Consider the following 21,016-nt stretch of genomic DNA (forward strand, 5'->3'; position numbering starts at 1 on the left):
GCCGGGCCCCGGGGGCGGCGGCGGCGCGGCCGGGACGAACCGCCGCGGGCCGGGCGGCGCGGCACTCGGCGGCGGGCCGGCCACCGGGCGGGTCGTGCCGGGCAGCGGGGTCGCGGTGCGCAGGGCGCCGATCCGGTCGAGCAGCGCCCGCAGCCGGCGGACGTCGGCGTGGTGCGGTCCGCGGCGGCGCTCGGTGTCCAGCAGGAGTTCGAGCAGGGTGTGCCAGGCGCCGTCGTGGTCCCCGGCCGCGGTGAGCAGCCGGCCGGTCCGCTCGCGGACCTCCAGCGCCCGGTCGGAGTCGGGCGGCAGGGCGGCCGTGAGCTCCCGGTACTCGGCCAGCGCCTCGCGGGTGCGGCCGAGGTGCTCCAGGCACTCGGCACCGCGCTGCCGGTGGTCGAGCGCGGTGGGGTCGTAGGGGCCGCGCTCGGCGGCGGTCGCGGCGGCCAGCAGCCGGTACTCGGCGAGCGCCTCCTCGGCGCGCCCCTCCTGCAGCAGGGTGCGCGCCCGGATGGTTCGGACGGTGTGCAGCAGCGGGGCGCCGTCGCCGTGGGCGGCGGCGATCCTGGGCAGCAGCCCGGCGGCGAGGTCGACGACCTCGGTGTGCCGGTGCGCGGCGACCAGGTCGGAGAGCCGGGCGCAGGCGGCGGTGAGGTCGTCGTCCGGGTCGGCGCTGCGCGGCGGGACGGCCGCCATCAGGACGGGGGCCGGATCGGCCGGGGGCGCCGGGGCCGGCAGGGAGAGCCGCGCGGGGGCGGGCGCCGCGGTGCGGGCGGGGGCCGGGTGGTGCGGGTGGCGGTAGGGGCGGGCCGGGTCGGGCAGCGGGCCGTAGGGCCACTGCGGCTCGCCGGACGGGCCGGGCAGCAGCGGCAGCAGGACCGCGTGGACCTGCTGGGCGTCGGCGGGGCGATCGGCGGGCTGTTTGGCGAGCAGCGCGAGGACGAGCCGTTCCAGGGCGGCCGGGACGTCGGGGCGCAGCTCGCGCAGCGGGGGCGGCGGCTCGTCGACGTGCCGGCGCAGCACGCCGAGGGCGGTCGGGGCGGTGAACGGGGCGTCGCCGGTGAGCATCTCGTGCAGCAGGCAGCCGAGGGCGTAGAGGTCGCTGCGCGGGTCGACGCCGGCGGCGAGGGCCTGTTCGGGGGCCATGTAGGCGGGGCTGCCGATCGGGGTGCCGGTCAGGGTGAGCCGGGTGGCGTCCGGGTCGAGGGCGGTGGCGATGCCGAGGTCCAGCAGCACCGTCCGCCCGTCCGGACGGATCATCACGTTGCTGGGCTTCAGGTCGCGGTGGACGACCGGGACGGCGTGCACGGCGGCGAGTGCGGAGCAGAGCTGGGCGGCGGTGGCGGCCGCCCGCTCGACGGTCAGCGGGCCGTCCTCGGCGAGCAGGTCGGCGAGGCTGACGCCGGGCACCTGCTGCATGACGAGGTAGAGCTCGCCGCCGTCGGTGCCGGCGTCGAAGACGGTGACCAGCCCGGGGTGGTCGAGGGCGGCGCTGATCCGGCTCTCCCGCAGGAAGCGGCGGCGCAGTTCGTCGCCGCGGCTGCGGGTGGCGTCCTCGGGGCCGAGCAGGTCGGTGCGGAGGAGTTTGACGGCGACCCTGCGGTCGAGCCGCTGGTCGTGGCCGGCCCAGACCTGGCCCATGCCGCCGTGCCCGATCTTCTCGGTGAGCCGGTAGCGGCCGTCGACGACCCGGGCGTCGTTCACGGCCGGCCGTCCCCGGCCTGCCGGCGCAGCAGTTCACCGAGCTGCTGCAGGTCGTCGCCGGGGGCGGCACGGACGGTGGGCGGGTGCGGGGTCGGCGCGACCTGCTGCGGCTGGGCCGGGTGCTGCGGCTGCGGCTGCGGCTGGACCTGGTACTGCGGCTGCGGCTGCGGCTGCGGCTGGTAGTACGCGGGAGCCTGCTGCACCGGCGCGGTCTGGGTGGGGGCGCCGGGCGGGTACGGGCTCGGCAGGTAGAGGCCCTGCGGAGGCCACGGAGCGGGGACGGCCTGGTTGCCGCGGCCCCAGATCGCCGCACTGTCCATGATCAGGAAGTGGGCGGGCGCACCGAGCCAGAGCACGATCGCGGTCAGGCCGGTCACGTCGGCGTACCAGGTGCCGGTGGTCTCCTTCGGCGAGAGGCCGAGGACGACGTACATGGTCAGCTGGACGAGCCCGAAGACCACCGCGCCGAGCACGTCCACCGCCCGGCGGCGGCGCACGGCGAGCAGGACCGACGGCGCCATGCCGAGCAGACCGAAGGTCAGCAGCGGCACCAGGCAGACGAGGATCCTGTGGAGCAGGCTGAACGGGCCGCCGGCGCTGGGGCCTGGCTGCCCGTACAGGGGGCCGGACATGGGCGCTCCTGTGCGGGGTCGAGGGTGTGTCGCACACCGTACCGTCACACCGCCGGACCCAGCAGGGCCTTTCCGACCCGTGGCGCCGCCGGACGGGCCTGCGCCCGGTCAGACCGGCCCGGCTCCGTGCTGCTGCTCCGTCAGACCGCCGGTGGCCAGGCCGTCGGTGAGCCCCTGGGCGAGGCTGCGGCCGAGGGCGGCGGCCCGGTCGAGGGCGGCCTCGAACTCGGCGATCCGGCGGAAGGCCGCGCCGAGCACGCGCTGGCGCTCGGGCGGGACGCGCGGCAGCTCCACCCGGCGGACGTCCAGCCGGGTGGTGGTGGAGGCGTAGCTGCTGGCCCGGCGGGCGCTGCCGGTGGCGCGCAGCACCCCGGCCAGGAAGTCCGGGTCGAGCTGGGCGGGGTCGGGGCGCAGCAGGTGCAGGCGGGGGCCGAGGGCGACGCCGTCCAGCGGACCGCCGGTCTGCACCACCCGGGCGGTGCCGCCGCCGAGCGCGGGGACGAGGACGTCGCCCGGACGGGTGGTGAGCGGCCCGTCGGCGGCGGCCGTGACGGCGGTGGTGGCAGTGGGCGCGGTGCCGGCGAGCAGGTCCTGGTCGGTGAGGACGGGGAGGCCGGACGGCCCGTCGCCGGCCGGGCCCGGCAGCACGCCCTGGCCGCTGGAGTGCACCTCCAGGGCGCCGGCGCGGGCGAGTTCGCCGACGGTCACCGGCGACGGCCCGGCGACTGACGGGGTGTCGGCGACGGCGGGCAGGGCGGAGACCGGGTCGGCTGGGCCGGCCAGCAGCTCGGCGAGCCGGGACTGCAGGTGGTGCAGGGCGGCCGCGCCGCCGTCGGGGGCGGCGGCGGGCAGGTGGCGGGCCGGCGAGAGGTCGGTCTCGTCGTCGAGCAGGTCGAGGGCGGGCACCGCGCGGTGGACGCCTGGCCGGTCGGCGGGCAGCGGTGCGCCGCTGCGGGCGGCGGTGTCGAAGGCCTGCCAGGTGTCGAGGACGGTGCGGTGCAGGGCGGGCCAGTCGACCCGGTCGCGGCCGCCCTCGGCGGCGGGGTGGGCCGCGGCGGCGTCCAGCAGCAGCACCCGGCGGAAGTCGTCGCCGGGGCGGGGGCCGCGCAGCAGCCACAGGTGCAGCGGGACGCCGTACGGCGGGGCGGTGCCGGCCGGCAGCGCGACGACGGCGCGCAGCGCGCCGGAGCGGACGAGTTCGGCCCGGATCCGGCGCCCTGCCCGGCGGGAGGCGACGGTGGGGGGCAGCAGCAGGGCGGCGAGGCCGCCGGGGCGGGTGTGCGCCAGGCAGTGCAGCACCCAGGCGAGTTCGGACTCGCCGCGCGGCGGGACGAGCCCGCCGGGCCAGCGGGAGTCGTACTGCAGCTCGTCGTGGCCCCAGTCGCGCTCGTTGTAGGGCGGCTGGCAGAGCACCGCGTCGGCGGCGAGGCCGGGGTGGGCGTCGGCGCGCAGCGAATCGCCGGGGCGCAGGTCCAGGGCGAGCGGGGCGGGCGCGTCGGGCGGGGTGTGCAGGGCGAGCCGCAGCAGGGCGAGGGCGGTGTGCACCGGGTCGAGGTCCTGGCCGCGACGGTCGGCACCGGGGCCGGCGGCGAGGAGCAGGGCGCCGAGTCCGCAGGCCGGGTCGAGAACGGTGCCGAGGGTGCCCGCCGGGCGGTCCGCGCCGTCCGGGTCGGACTGGTCCGCCGGGCCGGCCAGGTCGGCCAGGTCGGCGAGGAGCGCGGCGGCCTCGGGCGGGGTGGCGGCGCTCGGCCGGGCCGCGGCCTCGCCGTGGCGGGCGAGCAGTTGCTCGTACGCGTCGGCGGGGCCGTGCTCGGCGGCGAGCCGTTCGAGCATCCGGACGAGGTCGAGGTAGGTGGCGCCGGCCAGCCGGGGCAGGGCGAGCAGGGCGGCGCCGTCCGGGCCGAGGGCGGTCTGCGCGGTGTGCTGCAGCAGGCGGGGCAGGGCGGTGGCGAGCCGGGTGTCGGGCTCCTCGCGCAGCGCCTGCCAGCCGGCCGGGTCGCGGTGCAGCTGCAGCAGCAGGGCGCCGCCCGCGAGCAGCGGCGCGGCCGGGTGGCCGTCCGGGTCGCGGAGGGTCTCCAGTTGCTGGCGGACGCGTTCCAGCAGCGGCAGTTCGGCGATCTTGCCCTGGCCGCGGAGCCAGCGCTCCACCTCGTCGAGGCGGAAGGTCGGGCTGGTGTCGGTGCCGCCGGCGGGCTGCGGGAAGTCGGGGTGGCGGCGGCGCCAGTTGCTGACGGCGGCCCGTCCCACCCCGGCCAGCCGGGCGATCTCGACGGCGGTCACCTCGGGACGGTCCGGCATCGGGGCTCCTCGGTCGGGCGGCGGGGCGCGTGCCACGGGGTGCGGTGCAGCGGTTCGCGGCGGGTGTGACCGCCCAGCATAGCCATGTGCCACTCTGCGGCGTTCACACGTGAACGGAGATGTTTTATGAATCGCCGTTGACAGTGTTTACAGTCCATGGTGTGATCTGGTCATCGCCGGAACGGCCCGAAGCCCCGGCGAATCCACCAGCCGTCGTTGGGAGTTCACGCCATGAACCGCAGCACCGCCCGCCGCTCCGCCGCCGCCCTGCTCGCCGCCTCGCTGGTCGCCCTGGGCGCCACCGCCTGCAACACCGGCGGCTCCTCGGTCTCCACCGAGGCGAAGAAGCCCGCCTCCGGCGCGCCGGCCTCCCCCGGCGGCGCGAAGCCGGCCGCCGCGGCCCCGGCCAAGGTCGGCGACACCATCGCGCTCAAGGGCTTCGAGAAGAGCAGCACCGCCGACGTCACCGTGGTCAAGGTCGTCGACAACGCCGAGGGCGAGGACGAGTTCAGCAAGCCCGCCGACGGCAAGCGCTTCGTCGCCGTCCAGTTCCGGATCAAGGCCACCGGCAAGGCCTACAGCGACGCCCCGGCCAACAGCGCCAAGCTGCTGGACGCCCAGGGCCAGTCCTTCACCACCAGCCTCTACGACACCAAGGCCGGCCAGGGCTTCTCCGGCTCGGTGAACATCGCCCCCGGCGAGAGCGGCCTCGGCTTCCTGACCTTCGAGGTGCCCAAGGGCGTCGTCCTCGACAAGGTCCAGTTCACCCTGGACAGCGGCATGGCCGACCAGACCGGCCAGTGGAAGCTCGCCTGACGGTCGAACCTCTGGGCCGCCGTCCCGGCGAAGCGCCACACCGGGGCTCCCGGCCCGGCAGTCCGACGGCCTGCGCGTGCGGCGCCGCACACGACAGCTCGCACATGCCGTGGCGGCGGGCAGTCGGCAGACCTGCGAGCCGACCGCGTCGCAACCGCCGGCACCTGGTCCCGGCAACAACGCCAGGCGTCCGACAACGGGGCCGACGCCCCCTCCGCGCCTGTCACCGGGCGCCGCCACGGAAGGTAAAGGTGTCCCCATCTCTCCGTTGCGGTTCGTCGACAGGGCACCGGCGCCGGCGCGCCGCCCCCGGCCAGCCGAACAGAATGGTTCGCGTGCCTGCCGACGGAGAGGTCGGCGGGCCGGGGGACTCGGGGGAAGCATTGAACGACATCCACGTTCGCACGGACGTACTCCGGCAGTCTGCGAACGGGCTGGAGGGCACGGCCGGGCAGATCGGCCCGGCGGCCGGGCACTGGCTGGACGACAGCTTCACCGCGGCCGCCACCCTGGCCGGTTGGGAGTCCGGGCCGGCGCTGCGGGCCTGCGCCGAAGCCTGGCAGACCCACATGACGGCCGTGGTCGGCCAGTTGCACACCTACGCGGATCAACTGCGCGACTCGGCGCACTCCTACGACACGGCCGAGCAGGAGTCCGTCCGCCGACTCGGCGCGGCCCTGGCCGATCTCCACTCCACGGAGCGCTGACCATGGACATCGCAGCACTCAAGTCCGCACGCAGTGTCGATGTCGACGCCGCCGCCGGAGGGTGGACGGCACTCTCCAGGGAGTCCTGGCAGGCGGTCGACGACATCCACGCCAACGGTGTCGACCCGCTCAAGGCCGACTGGAAGGACCGGGTCGGCGAAGCCGCGGGCCGCAAGCTCGAAGAGCAGGCCCGGATACTGGAGGCCGGCGCGGACATCATGCGCGGCGTGGCCATGGTCCTCGACGGCCTCGGTGTCACCATCACCCGGGCCAAACTGACCATGAACGCCGCACTCGACATGGCCAGGGAGCACGGCCTGACCGTCGACGAGGCGACCGGCGCGGTCCACGGCCCCTCCGGCGGCGCGGACTCGTCCACGGACAACGTCGCCCAAGAGGTCGACGCGCTGCTCCGGGAGGCTTTGCGCGAGGCCTCCCAGGCCGACCGGCAGGCTGCAGCGGAACTCCGCAAACTCGGCGCCGCCACGTGCGAGACGGACCCGGAGAAAGCGCTCGACGACCTCCAGGGCGAGGCCTCCCGGGTTGAGTTGAACATGTACACAGGAGGCATCCCCGACGGCAAGGACCCCCGCCTGGTCTCCGACTGGTGGGCCGCTCTGTCCGACAACCAGCGCAAGCAGTTGATGCTTTCCGACCCGGTGACCCTGGCCGACCTCCCGGGCATTCCCGACAACGTGAAACTCGAACTCCGCGGCGGCCCGGGGGCCAAGTACGACCGGGTGAAGACGGTGCAGTGGGCCCTGGAGCACTGGGACGACAAGAGCATCGACGCCTTCGACGACAACTGCACCAACTTCGCGTCCGAAGCCCTGCATCAAGGCGGCGTACGCGGCAAGGGCGACTCGCTGTTCGGCTGGCGGGGCGACGACACCTGGGGCCGCAGCAACGATCCGGGGGACGACTGGCTGTCCGAACGGGTCGACTACTCGAAGACCTGGGCCGGTGCCCAGAACATGCACGACTTCATGATGCGCCACGGCGGCCAGGAGATCCCGGCCGACCAGGTGCGCCCCGGAGACATCGTCTACTACGAGGAGGACTCCGACCAGGACTCCCAGGACACGAAGGGAGCCGTCCACCACACCGCGGTCGTCACGGCGGTGACCCCGGACGGGGACGTCCGGTACACCCAGCACAGCGGCGGCATGAAGAACGCCAGCGTGGACGGCCGGATCGATGCCTTCCAGGAACATCGGGGGCACCAGAAACTGCACTACGTGCGCGTGAATCCGGATTGGTACTAGAGATGGCACGCCGCCACACACCGTCGCGTCGGTCCGGTGCCCGCGGCCCCCTTCTGCTGATGATCGTGGGCTGGGCCTGCACCGTCCCCGCGTTCGCGGCGGACAGCGCCGTGCAGGCCGTGGTCTCCCGGTGCCACGACAGCCCGGGGGCTCCGTGGTACGTGCTGCCGCTGGCCTGGGCGGGACTCGCGGCGGGCGCCGCAGCCGGCCTCTGGGGCGGCTGGCAGCTTGCGTCGGTGTTCCGCGACCGCTCGCGCTCCGTGGGTGCCGGGCACGCTCTGCTCTGTGCGGTGCTGCCGCTGGCCGTCGTCGGCGCGCTCTTCCAGGCGGAAGGCGTCCGCACGGCCGACGGCCGGACCGGCCACCAGCACAGCGCCTGCGCCGGCCTCGGGCGGCCCGCCCCGCACCACGGCTGAACCGGGCCGGGCTCCGTCCGCCTGCATCAGGGGCGAACGGAGCCCGGCCGACCGCGTCAGCGCTTCGCGCCCGCCAGGTCGTCGAACATGGTGGTGAGGAACTCCGTGCTCCAGGCGAGGAGTTCGCGGCCGAGCAGCGGCTTGCCGCCGATCCGGCCGCCGCTCACCGGGCGGGGCACCAGCAGTTGCGAGGTGGCCGCCTTCACCTGGGTGCGTGGGTAGAGCCGGTTGAGCCGCAGCTGCTGCGACTCGCGCAGCTCCACCGGGCCGAACCGGACGAAGTTGCCCTGCAGGGTGATGTCGGCGACGCCGCAGCGCCGGGCGTAGAGCCTGAGGCCCGCCACCATCAGCAGGTTCTCCACCGGCTCCGGCAGCTTGCCGTAGCGGTCGGTGAGCTCCTCGCGGACGTGGACGATGTCCTCCTCGGAGTTGACCGCCGCGATCGAGCGGTAGGCCTGCAGCCGCAGCCGCTCGCCGGGCGCGTAGTCGTGCGGCACGTGGGCGTCGACCGGCAGTTCGATCTTCACCTCCAGCGGCTCCTCCTCCGGCTCGCCGCCGCTCTCCAGCGACTCCCGGAACTCGGCCACGGCCTCGCCGACCATCCGCATGTAGAGGTCGAAGCCGACGCCCGCGATGTGGCCGGACTGCTCGCCGCCGAGCAGGTTGCCGGCGCCGCGGATCTCCAGGTCCTTCATGGCGACGTACATGCCCGCGCCCATCTCGGTGTGCTGGGCGATGGTGGCGAGCCGCTCGTGGGCGGTCTCGGTGAGCGGCTTCTCCGGCGGGTAGAGCATGTAGGCGTAGCCGCGCTCGCGGCCGCGGCCGACGCGGCCGCGGAGCTGGTGCAGCTGGGAGAGGCCGAAGGTGTCGCCGCGTTCGACGATCAGGGTGTTGGCGTTGGAGATGTCGATGCCGGACTCGACGATGGTGGTCGACACGAGGACGTCGAACTCCTTCTCCCAGAAGTCGACGACGACCTTCTCCAGCTGGGTCTCGCCCATCTGGCCGTGCGCGGTGGCGACCCGCGCCTCGGGGACGAGCTCCTTCAGCCTGGCGGCCGCCTTGTCGATCGACTCGACCCGGTTGTGGATGTAGAACACCTGGCCCTCGCGCAGGAGTTCGCGGCGGACGGCGGCGGCGATCTGCTTCTCGTCGTACGGGCCGACGAAGGTCAGCACCGGGTGCCGCTCCTCGGGCGGGGTGGTGATGGTGGACATCTCGCGGATGCCGGTGACGGCCATCTCCAGGGTCCGCGGGATCGGCGTCGCCGACATGGTCAGCACGTCGACGTTGGCCCGCAGCTTCTTCAGCTGCTCCTTGTGCTCGACGCCGAAGCGCTGCTCCTCGTCGACGATGACCAGGCCGAGGTCCTTGAAGCGGGTCTCCGAGGAGAACAGCCGGTGGGTGCCGATGACCACGTCCACCGAGCCCTCGAAGAGGCCCTCCAGGACGGCCTTCGCCTCGCTGTCGGTCTGGAAGCGGGAGAGCGCCTTCACGTTCACCGGGAAATTGGCGTACCGCTCGGCGAAGGTCGAGAAGTGCTGCTGGACGAGCAGGGTGGTGGGCACCAGCACCGCCACCTGCTTGCCGTCCTGCACCGCCTTGAAGGCCGCGCGGACGGCGATCTCGGTCTTGCCGTAGCCGACGTCGCCGCAGATCAGCCGGTCCATCGGAACGGACTTCTCCATGTCCGCCTTGACCTCGCCGATGGTCGTCAGCTGGTCGGGCGTCTCCGCGTACGGGAAGGCGTCCTCCAGCTCGCGCTGCCACGGGGAGTCCGGGCCGAAGGCGTGGCCGGGGGCGGCCATCCGCGCCGAGTACAGCTTGATCAGATCGGCGGCGATCTCCCTGACCGCCTTCTTGGCGCGCTGCTTGGTCTTCGCCCAGTCCGCGCCGCCGAGCCGGTGCAGGGTCGGCGCCTCGCCGCCCACGTACTTGGTGACCTGGTCGAGCTGGTCGGACGGCACGAACAGCCGGTCGCCGGGGTGGCCGCGCTTCGCGGGCGCGTACTCCAGCACCAGGTACTCGCGGGTGGCGCCCTGGACGGTGCGCTGCACCATCTCGACGTACTTGCCGACGCCGTGCTGCTCGTGCACCACGTAGTCACCGGCCACCAGCGCCAGCGGGTCGATGGCGTTGCGGCGCCGGGACGGCATCCGGCGCATGTCCTTGGTGGAGGAGCGCTGCCCCGACAGGTCGGTCTCGGTGACGACGGTGAGCTTCAGCGCCTCGTCGACGAAGCCGTGCTCGATCGAGCCGCAGGAGACGTACACGACGTCCCGGGTGGGCGCCTCGGCGAGGTCGGCGACCAGCCGGGCGGGGATTCCCTCGCCGGAGAGCACCTCGGCCAGCCGGGAGGCCGGTCCGTGGCCCTCCGTCACCATGACGACCCGCCAGTCGGCGTTCAGCCGCTCCTTGGCGTCGGCGATGGCCCGGGCGGTGTCGCCGCGGTAGGCCTCGACCGCGTGCATCCCCAGCGTCAGGGTGTCCGCGTCGAACTCGAGGATGCTGCTGACCGTGGAGTCGCTGGTGGCGAACGGGCTGACCGACCACCAGGGCAGCCCGATCTCCGCGGCGTGCTCGCGGACGTCCGCCAGCGACCACAGCGAGGCCGCCGAGACGTCGATCTCCTCGATGTCGATCGGCCGGTCGCCGCCGGCCGCCGCGGCCACCCAGGACGCCTGCAGGAACTCCTGGCTGGTCGCGACCAGGTCGGCCGCCCGGGTGCGGACCCGCTCCGGGTCGCAGACCACGGTGATCGAGCCCTTCGGCAGCACGTCGAGCAGCAGCTCCATGTCGTCCACCAGGACGGGTGCGAGCGACTCCATGCCCTCGACGGCGATGCCCTCGGCGATCTTGTCGAGGATCTCCGCCAGCCCGGGCTGCCGGGCGGCCAGCTCGGCGGCCCGGGCCCGCACCTCGTCGGTCAGCAGCAGCTCACGGCAGGGCGGCGCCCACAGTCCGTGCTCGGCGATCTCCAGCGAGCGCTGGTCGGCCACCTTGAAGTAGCGGATCTCCTCGACGTCGTCGCCCCAGAACTCCACCCGCAGCGGGTGCTCCTCGGTCGGCGGGAAGACGTCCAGGATGCCGCCGCGGACCGCGAACTCTCCGCGCTTCTCGACCAGTTCCACCCGGGCGTAGGCGGCCGCGGCCAGCCGGTGCGCGACCTCCTCCAGGTCGTGCTGCTCGCCGCGCTGCAGCGCCACCGGCTCCAGCTCGGCCAGCCCCTTCACCTGCGGCTGCAGCACCGAGCGGACGGGCGCCACGACCACCTGCACCGGCCCGGCCGCGGCGTCGTCGGCCCGCGGGTGGACGATCCGGCGCAGCACCGCCAGGCGGCGGCCGACGGTGTCGGAGCGCGGGGAGAGCCGCTCGTGCGGCAGGGTCTCCCAGGCCGGGAACTCGGCGACGGCGTCCGGGGGCAGCAGCGAGCGCAGGCTCGCCGCCAGGTCCTCGGCCTCCCGGCCGGTGGCGGTGACGGCCAGCACCGGACGGCCGCTCTCGCCGGCCTTCGCCGCCAGCGAGCGGGCCAGCGCGGCGACGGCGAACGGCCGTGCGGCCGGCGGGCCGACGAGGTCGAGGTGCTGCCTGTGGCCCGTGGCCGCCGCTTCGATCGCCTCGGCGAGGGCGGCGTCCCGTACGACGACATCGAGCAGTCCGGACAGGCTCATGCTTGTTGGCTCCACGGCTGGAGGGCCCGGCGCCGAGCGGTCGGCCGGGCAACGCGAACGGCCCGGAACGCGGAACGCCCCGGGGGTGTCCAGCCTACGCCGCGCCGACCTCGGACACCTTGTGCACCGGGCGGGGCGGACGGCACACAGCAGGGCAGAACGTCAAGAACTCGACATACTCCTGTCACTGCCCGTCCATGGACGCCGCGCAGGATGGTTCACGTGCCCGCCGCACCCAACCGTGGGGGATGGCTGCAGCGGCGCCGTCGCAGCCCGATGGGGGTCGGGAGTGCGAAGGCCGGACGGCCCTGGGTGGGGGCGGCCGGCAGTTGTGGAGGCCCGGGCCGCCCCTTCACGGGGGCCGCCCGGGCCTCGCCCTTTCCCGCGGGGCGCCCCGCCGCGGCCCGGGGGGACGCGTTTGCCGGAAGCCGCCCGCGCACGGGTGCGCTCTCCGTACCCTCGTGTGAAGAAGGTGTGGGCCCGCCCCGCAGAGGGTGTGCGCGCCGTCGCGATGGAGGGGGTACTTCGTCATGCGCGTGGTCATCGCAGGGCAGGGCTACGTCGGGCTGCCGCTGGCCGTCCGGGCCGCCGAGGTGGGGCACACCGTGGTCGGGTACGACGTCGACGAGCGGCGGATCAAGCGGCTCGCAGTCGGCGAGTCCTACGTGGAGGACATCCCCGGCACCCGGCTGCAGCCGCTCCTCGACAGCGGCGCCTACCTGCCCTCGGCCGACCCCTCGGACGTGGCCGGCTTCGACATCGCGGTGATCACCGTGCCCACCCCGCTGCGCGACGGCGCCCCCGACCTGTCGTACATCGAGGCCTCCGCGCAGCTGCTCGGACGCCACCTGCGGCCCGGCGCGACCGTCGTGCTGGAGTCCACCACCTACCCCGGCACCACCGAGGAGCTGCTCGCCCCGCTGCTGGAGGAGGGCTCCGGGCTACGCGCCGGGGACGACTTCCACCTCGGCTACTCCCCCGAGCGGATCGACCCGGGCAACCCGCAGTGGCGGCTGGAGAACACCCCCAAGGTCGTCTCCGGCACCACACCGGAGGGCCTGGCCGCGGTCGACGCCTTCTACGGGCAGCTGGTGGAGCGCACCGTCCCGGTCTCCTCCTGCAAGGAGGCCGAGCTGACCAAGCTGCTGGAGAACACCTTCCGGCACGTGAACATCGCCCTGGTCAACGAGCTGGCGATGTTCGCCCACGACCTCGGCATCGACGTGTGGGAGGCGATCGACGCGGCCTCCACCAAGCCCTTCGGCTACCTCCGCTTCACCCCCGGGCCGGGCGTCGGCGGTCACTGCCTGCCGATCGACCCGTCCTACCTGTCCTGGCGGGTGGAGCGGACCCTCGGCCGGTCCTTCCGCTTCGTGGAGCTGGCCAACGACGTCAACAGCCACATGCCGGACTACGTGGTGCAACGCCTCACCGAGGCGCTCAACGAGCGCCGCCGCTCGGTCAACGGCTCCCGGATCCTCGTCCTCGGCCTGGCGTACAAGAAGAACACCGGTGACGCCCGGGAGACCCCGGCCGCCCGGGTGGTCGAGCTGCTGACCAGGATGGGCGCCGAGGTCCGCGCCGCCGACCCGCACGTGGTGGCCGGCGTCCACGTCGCCGAACCCGCCGTACCCGGCCAGCGCACCACCTCCCCCGACCACGAGGGCGACCCGCTGGCCACCGTCCGCCGGGTCGAGGCCACCCCGGAGGAGCTGGCCGCGGCCGACGCGGTGGTGCTGCTGGCCGACCACGACGAGTTCGACTACGCCGGGATCACCGACCACGCGCGGTACGTGCTGGACTGCCGGCGGCGGCTGACGGGGGCAACAGTGGAGACATTGTGAAACTATCTCGCCATTTCAATGAGAAACAACACGTCGACCATCGCAACCAAATGCCAATTAACAGGGGGCCCCGCAGGAATCCCGCGAGGCCCCCTGTCGCTAGTTGACCAATTTAAACGGCCGACGCCATCTCACTTTAGGCAGGCCGCACACAGTGACATAATCAGCGATCCCTCCACCTCACCCACATCTCTTTCATTGCATCAAAAATCCAATCGGCAAGCCTTCGACGCTTCGGCGCAGCGAGCCAAGATTCGTAGAAGCTTCGCTGCTCCATCACAGTTCCGACCGATGAAGGGGCCGCGTAGGCAAAAATATCCACCTGCTTCCGGGCAGCTCGACCGATCTGCAGGAGATAGAGAGAACGCCCCCGAGATGCCTCCCTCGAAAATCCAGACGGATAAGCATCCACCCTTGCCCCATTGCAGAGCAGCGAGTAGCCCAAAGGTTCGACTCGGAGTCGAATGTCCGTCAAGGCCTCAAAGAAATCTTCCCCCACAGACCTCCACTCCAATGACGATCCATCCGAGAGCACAATGCCAGCGCCTTCATCATCGGCCAGCGACACATTCCAGCGTTCGCGCGAGCCATCCAGACACATGACATCGATCGAAAATTCACCCATTGCCACTACCCGGCAAAGTTCGGGTTGAGCACCCACGGACCTGTCGGCATTCCCCACTTATAGGGCCGGGCGCGATACACCTTACCGCCATCAACACCATCCGGGAACGCAACCTCCCTCTCTGCTGGATACGGAGTCTTCTTTCCAAGCGTGGCATTAATATCAATACCCTGACCGGGATTTCGAATCTCGAAAACCCAGCCAGACTTCAAGCCGAGCTTTCCAGGCTGATTAGTGAAGGAAATTGCAATATTCAGCGACTTGGACGTCCCGGTCAGGCCCGCAGGAGAGTTGTTTGCCACATAGTCATACAATGACGCATCCCCAGCCTTCGATGCGAACCCGTTGGCAAATACCTCGTCAGGAGTTGTTGCCCCGTATTCGCCGCGATAAACCTTCTTCGGGCTAACTAGCTTCAGTGGCGAGTCCGCCATCAGACGGGCGAGGGTACTTGTCCCTGCAGCATCGGCTGCCGCTGCTCCAGCAGCGGCGTCTGCCGCAGTTGCACCGCTGGCAGCCGCAGGAACCGGCGCTACCTTCTTGGTGATGATTCCGACGACAATGATGGTCGCCAACTGGCCGCCGAGATAGGAGTATTCCCCGTTCTTGCATTCGTCGTAAACCGCGCCGGCCATTCCGTACATGTCGGATGCAGTCTTGGCAACAAGGAGCGGAGGCACCACATTCGTGACGGTATTCCAGCAGGCGTCGGCTCGACCCTTAAGGCAGCCGCCGAGATCAGCAGCCGGCTGAATGGCGGCGCGTCCCATACCAAGCAGAGTGTCACCCACACCACGCCAAAAACTGCGCTTCTTTTTGGTGGGCGTGGTTGCCGGTGGGGGTTCGGGGCGGAAGTCGTCGGGGCTTCCGTGGTCACCAGGCAGGGGCCCCGGGTTTTGGCCATAGCCATCGCAGCGGTCCCGTGGACACAGGCCTGTCGGATCACTTTTGACGATGGGGTTGCTACCGGCGTAGTTGTAGCCGCCGAGTTGTTGGGCATCGGCATCGTCGAAGATCGGGTCTATGCTGAGGAAACGGCCGGTGACCGGGTCGTACTGACGGGCTCCAAGGATGCTCAGACTGGTAGCCGCGGAGGCCGGCGCATTGAGAAAACCTCGGTTGTCGGGCCAGGCAATGCCAGTACCACGAGGCGCACCATACGGGGTGAACTGGCGCCAGGTCGGGGTCTGACAGGTTCGGTCGAGGACCAGGCCTGCGGTGCCGTGCGGGTCCGCAATCTCGAACCGGTAGTTGTTCAGGCTGCCCGTGCGAACGACGGTGCCACCACCAGGGAGTGGGAGGTAGCGGGTACCGGCGACGGTCCCGGTACCGGTACTGAGCGTGTACTGCTGCCCCGGGAGGTACAGCGTTGTGGTACCCGGATCCTTCTGGAGCAGAATACTGCCGTCGGCGTCGTAGATGTACGAGCTGTCCCCCGCCGTACCCCCCTTGATAGAAGTGAGGCGGCCAGCGTCGTCCCAGGTCAGGTTCTGGGTGCCGCCAGCAGGGGTAACACGCTTGGTGGTGTTGCCCGCTGTGTCGTACTGCAGGCTCGTTCCCCCAGTGGCCGAGGTCAGGGTGTGGGGCTGGTTGGTGCCGTTTCCGTTGTAGGTGTAGGTCGTGGTGGTGTCAGCGCCGCCGGTGGTGGAGTGCTCCACTTGGCTGGTGCGGTTGCCGAGGGCGTCGAAGGCCCACTCGGTCCAGTAGGCGCCGCCGGTGACGGCGTCGCCGACCTGGGAGTGCGCCGCCGTGGTCGGGGTGGTCGCGCACGAGTCGGTGGCGGTCCATGCCTGGGCCAGACGGTCGAGCTGGTCGTACGTGTAGCACTGCGTCTCGGAGGTCGCGCCGAGACGGGTCGAGACCTGCCGGGTGACGTTGCCCACCTCGTCGTAGTCGTAGTGCTGGCGGTCGACGTCGCTCGGGGCACCAGTGGTGGCACGCTGGACGAGCTGCTCGTTCAGTCGCCCGGTGTGGGCATCGTAGGTGTTGGTGAGGACGCCGTAGCTGCCCGGGCTGCCGATCTGCGACTGGGAGACCCGGCCGTAGGCGTCATACACCGTGTCCTGGGTGTACGTGTAACTGCCGGCGGCCAGACCGGCCGGCAGGTCAAAGGTGGGCGTGTAGGTATGCATGACGGTCTCGGCCGACAAGCCGTTTCCGGTTGGATAGGTGTCGGTGTAAGCCAGCCCCGCGTTAGCGGTGTACGTATGCGAGAACACGTACGACTTGCCGCCGAGCGCGGCGCCTTCAACCGACGGGATCTTTACCGTCTCACCGAGAGACGCACCGAAGAGGTTGAAACCAGCGGACTGCGTCTCATAGGCCGCACCGTTGGCGTAGGACGTGGTCGTGGTCACACGACCGATGGGGTTGGTCATGCCAACGACGGCGTTGTTGTCGTTATCGTAGACCCAGGATGCGATCTTGCTGGCATCCGACTGTGCTGCCGCGGAAGACATATATGTCGCGGTCTTGCGGTTGAGCACGTCGTACGTGTAGCTGACGTTCTTCCCGCGCGAGTCGGTGGACTGGATCAGATTGCCAGCCGCGTCATACTGCATGGCGCTGACGCCAGCATCGGGGTCGTTCTTGCCAATGATCTGACCGAGCAGGTTGTAGGTACTGGTCCAGGTGGAACCTGAGGCGGTGACAGTGTTCTGCTTGCCGTGACCGTCGAAACCATACGTGATCGCCTGGCTCTGACCGCCACTAACGGTGTAGTCACCGTTGAAGGTGTCGGCAGGCGGGGTCACGGTGGGCCGCACGGTGTAGTCGTCGAGTTCGACCGTCCGGTCGAGCGGATCGCTGACGGTGGTCTTCACCGTACCGCCGAGCGGCGGAACGACCGTAATGCGGTCGCCCCCGTACACGGTGGTCGTGCTCTCCTGGACCACCGAGTACTTCAGGGAGTCCACCCGCACCGAACGACCGAGGCCGTCATAGGTGATGACATCCTGCACCGGAACCTGCGAGTCCTGGGTGCTGGCAACTGTCAGAGCAGGGCTGTTCGCGGCATCCCAGTAGGCTTTGTTCGTTTTGCGCACCCAGCCGCGGGAGTCAAAGAACGACTCTGTGACCAGTCGGCCGCCCTGCGGGGTCGGCGACTGCGTCTGACGAACTCGGCCGAGCGAGTCGTAGACCGTCACGGAACGCACATAAGCCAAGGCTTCGTTGAGCTTGTCTGTTGTCGTACCGGACAGGCCGGTGCTCGAAAGGGTATAGCTAAACTTCAGGTTTGCCGGAGCCGAAGTTGGACGGGACTGCGTCCACACAGCGGTGAGGCGACCGAGCGCGTCAGACTGGCTGGTCGCGGTGATGTTGTTCGCGTCCGTTGCCGAGATTGTCAGGCCACGTGCCGGAGCCAGAGTCGTCCTGACCACCTGGTTCTTGGCGTTGGTCACCGCGGTGCCGGTAGTCAGACCGACTGCGTTGACTGTGTACGCCGTGGCGGTGATGTTGCCGTTGCCGTCCTTCAAAGCCAGCGGACGGCCGTAGGTGTCGTAGGTGGTGCGCTTACTGGTCTGCCAAACGTAGGCTCCACCGGAGTAGTCGGAGGCGGTCTGCACCATGGTGGCGTTGCCGACGGTGGGCGGGTTCGGCTGCGGGAAGGTGGTTGCGAACTGCGGGTCGTCGTAGAAGGTCCGGGTCGCGGCCTGCACCTGCGCGGGGCGGTTGATGTTGGCGGGGGCGGTCAGCGTGTTGTACCCAGCGGGGGCCGAGGCGATGCTGCCCTCGGTGAAGCCGCCGCAGGCCACCGACACCGTCTCCTGCGAAGCCGTCAGACCCACCAGGTTCCGGCTGGTGTTGGCAGGCGCGTAGGTGTAGGTGGTGCACCGGTCGTAGGACGGCAGGGCCGGCACGGTGTGCGTGTAGCTGGCGGTCAGCAGGCCGAAGTCGGCGCTGCTGGTGTCGGAAACGTAGCTATTGTTGGCTTCCGTCACCCGCCAGGTGGTGGGCCCACCGGAGGTGACGGCCTGACGGCTGTAGCTCGCCGCTTCCTTGACGGTTGTCGCCTTCAAGGCGGGCAGGCCGGTACGGTTCCGGGTCGCGGTGGCCGCGGACACCCAATACGAGGTGATGTCCAGGTTGTCAACCGCCGTGCCATCCCCCTTGTAGGTGGTGCTCTCAAGTTCCCTGCCGGACAGCTCGTCGCTGTCGATGTGAGTGGCACCTTGGGAGTCGGTCAGCGCGATGGACCGAGACGAACTCGATGAGAGCCAGTCGCCGTCCATGCCGCGGTAGTAGCTGGTCTTCTGCTTGGTCCGGCGGTCGTTGGTACCGTCTCCCACCCAAGTGGTGACGTCGGCGTAGCCGCGGAACTGGCCCCAGGTCCGGTACTTGGCCTGCACGACCTCGTTGTCGTCGTAGTGCCAGGCCGCACCGCCGCCGTACTCGTAGGAGGTGGCCTTGGCAAGAGCGCCGCCGGTTCGGTCGGTCTCCAGGACCTTGGTGACGGCGTACTTCTGGAACCAGTCGACGATGGGATCGGTGTAGAACTCCGGCGTCCATCTGACCGGGAAGCAGGAGTTAGTGTTGGTGGAGGCGTTGGCCGTCGCCACGTAGGAGGCGGTGCACGGGTTCGGCAGGCCGTACGTGACGCCGATCAGACCGCCGAGCTCGGTGGTGATCGAGGTCAGCCGGTAGCGGTACATGCCCGGGAAGTTGGTGGTGTCCACCCGGTTCTGCATGGTGGTGCCGCCGAAGACCACGGGCGGAAGCGTGATCGAGCCCGATCCACCGGCGGTGGTGTCGTTGCCCGTGCGGGTGACGGAGGCCAGCCAGAGGGTCGGCGAGGTGCCGTCACCGGTCGGCGGCTCGGTCTGCGCCAGGTCGTAGGTGTCCACTGCGGCGTACTGCGAGGAGGCCGTCGAGTACTGCTTGGTGACGATCTGCTTCAGCCGGACGGTGGAGAAGAACGACGGGGCCTGTGAGGTGCAGGTCGTACCGCTGTTGCAGATCAGGTCGAACGGCACGTCCGGGTACTGCGTGCCGGCATTCGAGGCCGAGATCGGGTCACAGGTGGTCGCTACACAGCGCGAGCCGGTGATGAAGTGCACCTGGTCCGGGACGGTGCCGAAGGCGCCGTTGTCGAGGAAGCCGTAGTCGATCCGGGACAGGTAGGAGTCGCGGACGTACTTGGTGTTGCTCTGGCCCTTGTTCTGCCCGTAGTAGTTGGTGTCCTGGGTGTACCAGTAGGACATGGCCTGGCCGCGGACGTCCTTGACGTAGTCCAGGTGCCACTTGTAGGCCATGGTGCACACCGAGGCGTTGAACCCGGAGGCGTTGTAGCACGGGTCTCCGGAGTGCGAGGAGTAGACCGGAACCGAGTCGACCGAGTTGGTCACCGGCTTGCCGGAGCTCCAGCCGGGCAGCTGGTTGCGGCCGAAGTAGTACACCGTGCCGGAGCGGTCCGTGACCGTCCAGTAGTCGGTGTTGTAGGTGCCGGTACCGTTGTTGGAGCCGGTGACATGGGCGATCTTCTCGCCGTTGTCGCTCTGCGGCTTCCACGTGCTCTTGGTGGAGTCCCAGATCAGCGCCGTCGACGAGCCGTTCAACGACAGGGTCAGGATCGGCCCCGCGTAGCACTGGTCGTTCGTCTCGGACGGCGAGGCCGTACCCTCCGGCTTGTCCGCGCAGGAGGTGAAGGTCTGCTCGATGAATGAGTCCGGGGTCGACCAGCCATCACCGACCCACGAAGCCTGCGCCTGGGTCGAGGCGGTCTTGCCGTCCACCGAGGCCGAGTCGTAGCCCAGCGAGACCTTCGGCGTCAGCGAGCTCGTGGCACCCGGGGTCTGAATCGGGTACCCGTAGGTGAAGGAGCCGCCGGCGCTGCCGCCGGTCCACGACCCGGACGGCGACAGCGAACTGGCGGCGTAGTTGCCCCCCGGGCCGCCGCCCTGGTCGCCCGAGTCGGTCGCGGCGAGCACCTGCGCACCGGACGTCGAAGCGGCCTTCAGCGCCGCCGAACTGTCACCGGACCAGACGGCGGGGACGGCCCGGCTGCCCTCCACATCAGTAGAAGCGTGCACGGTCGACGGCTGACCGAGCTTGACCTCCGCCGACACACTGGACGCCTTGGCGTCCCGCAGGGTCGGGAGCGGGGTCTGCACTCGGCAGGCCGCGACCTCGGGCGTGGTCAGCGCACACGCCGGGAGGGTGACGAGGTGCAGCCGGGAGGCGTAGTTGCCGCCGTAGGCCTCGGCGAAGGCCGAGTAGTCCACGCCGACCCGGACCTTGCCCTCACCGGTGGCCGTGGCGGTGGCGGACGGGTCGACCGTGAAGACCACGCCGGAGATGCCGAGGGCGGCGGACTTCTGGTGGTCGAGCACCGTCACACCGACGTCGGACGGGCCCTTGTAGGCACCGCTGTCGGGCTTGGCCGCCTGGAGCCAGACGGGCGTGCCGGCGGCGGTCTGCTTGGCACCGTCGGTCTTCTCCGTGGGCGCCGCCAGGCGGGCGCTGCTCTTGGCCGACTTGGGCCAGGTGGTGGCGTGCGGGGTGAAGGTGCGCTGGGCCTGGCTGACCTGCTGGGCGACCTTCGGCTTGAGGTCCTTGACGCCCTTCACGGCTGCCGTGGACGGCGTGCCGGGCTTCCAGGGCTGGGGTTTGTCGGCCGCCTGGGCCGGCGTGGCGATCAGCGCCGAGATCAGCGCTGCGGCTGAAATCCCTCCCACCCATTGCCAGGCTTTTTGTCGACGGTGTATCAAATACGGGTCGGATGTTCCGACTCGGAGGTTTTTTCTACTGAGCATCTGCTCGGCCACACCTCTGGAGGTCGGCTGCGCGCGGGCAGCACGGATTACCCGGCGTGATGATCATCGCCAGGTTCGGCGATGACTATGACAAAAACGGCCGCTCCCCGTCACTGGCCGACCACCCTCGATCACCCTGATTTTGCGAACTCTTTGCCCTGTCCGCGACCGACATATGCGGGCAAAAGATCGATAAATCTCCCAACTCGTTGTGATGAATCGTCAGGGTGCTTCTCAGGCAAGGTTCACACTGTGCAACCCTCCTGCCCGACGTCGGCGCACTGCCGAC

General features: G+C 70.7%; 11 protein-coding genes. 5 read left to right on the top strand and 6 right to left on the bottom strand.

The annotated features are described in order from the left end of the window. The 3 genes from KSNIM_RS16080 to KSNIM_RS16090 all read right to left on the bottom strand — a co-directional run. A partial coding sequence (locus KSNIM_RS16080) for a serine/threonine-protein kinase (RefSeq protein WP_263103899.1) occupies window positions 1-1,701 on the bottom strand: 1,701 nt, incomplete at its 3' end. Then, window positions 1,698-2,333 (bottom strand): hypothetical protein, encoded by a 636-nt coding sequence (locus KSNIM_RS16085; protein WP_263103900.1) that lies wholly within the window; start codon window positions 2,331-2,333, stop codon window positions 1,698-1,700. The genes KSNIM_RS16085 and KSNIM_RS16080, both read right to left, overlap by 4 nt. Window positions 2,334-2,441: 108 nt before the next feature. Further along, on the bottom strand, window positions 2,442-4,631 hold the full coding sequence (locus KSNIM_RS16090; protein ID WP_263103901.1) for an N-6 DNA methylase: 2,190 nt from the start codon (window positions 4,629-4,631) through the stop codon (window positions 2,442-2,444). Window positions 4,632-4,862: 231 nt separating this feature from the next. Between KSNIM_RS16090 and KSNIM_RS16095 the strand changes: the two genes are divergently transcribed. From KSNIM_RS16095 to KSNIM_RS16110, 4 genes are all read left to right on the top strand, one after another. Then, window positions 4,863-5,447, top strand: a complete 585-nt coding sequence (locus KSNIM_RS16095) for a DUF4352 domain-containing protein (protein WP_263103902.1) — start codon at window positions 4,863-4,865, stop codon at window positions 5,445-5,447. Between the two features lie 335 nt (window positions 5,448-5,782). Next, window positions 5,783-6,154 (top strand): ESX-1 secretion-associated protein, encoded by a 372-nt coding sequence (locus KSNIM_RS16100; protein ID WP_263103903.1) that lies wholly within the window; start codon window positions 5,783-5,785, stop codon window positions 6,152-6,154. Window positions 6,155-6,156: 2 nt separating this feature from the next. Continuing rightward, window positions 6,157-7,419, top strand: a complete 1,263-nt coding sequence (locus KSNIM_RS16105) for an amidase domain-containing protein (RefSeq protein ID WP_263103904.1) — start codon at window positions 6,157-6,159, stop codon at window positions 7,417-7,419. Between the two features lie 59 nt (window positions 7,420-7,478). After that, window positions 7,479-7,835 (top strand): hypothetical protein, encoded by a 357-nt coding sequence (locus KSNIM_RS16110; RefSeq protein ID WP_263103905.1) that lies wholly within the window; start codon window positions 7,479-7,481, stop codon window positions 7,833-7,835. A gap of 56 nt (window positions 7,836-7,891) precedes the next feature. Here the strand turns inward: KSNIM_RS16110 and mfd are convergent, their stop codons facing one another. Continuing rightward, a complete protein-coding gene (mfd, locus tag KSNIM_RS16115; RefSeq protein ID WP_263103906.1) occupies window positions 7,892-11,506 on the bottom strand; it encodes a transcription-repair coupling factor in 3,615 nt (1,204 codons plus the stop codon). Between the two features lie 530 nt (window positions 11,507-12,036). Here mfd and KSNIM_RS16120 point away from each other — a divergent pair. Beyond that, a complete protein-coding gene (locus tag KSNIM_RS16120; protein WP_263103907.1) occupies window positions 12,037-13,350 on the top strand; it encodes a nucleotide sugar dehydrogenase in 1,314 nt (437 codons plus the stop codon). Window positions 13,351-13,513: 163 nt separating this feature from the next. On the opposite strand, the gene KSNIM_RS16125 is transcribed toward KSNIM_RS16120, so the two are convergent. Together KSNIM_RS16125 and KSNIM_RS16130 are read right to left on the bottom strand one after the other, a co-directional pair. Further along, window positions 13,514-13,975, bottom strand: a complete 462-nt coding sequence (locus KSNIM_RS16125) for a hypothetical protein (RefSeq protein ID WP_263103908.1) — start codon at window positions 13,973-13,975, stop codon at window positions 13,514-13,516. Between the two features lie 5 nt (window positions 13,976-13,980). Beyond that, window positions 13,981-20,739 (bottom strand): RHS repeat-associated core domain-containing protein, encoded by a 6,759-nt coding sequence (locus KSNIM_RS16130; protein ID WP_263103909.1) that lies wholly within the window; start codon window positions 20,737-20,739, stop codon window positions 13,981-13,983. Window positions 20,740-21,016: the final 277 nt, after the last annotated feature.

It is taken from the genome of Kitasatospora sp. DSM 101779 (genome assembly GCF_025655475.1).
Lineage (GTDB): Bacteria > Actinomycetota > Actinomycetes > Streptomycetales > Streptomycetaceae > Kitasatospora.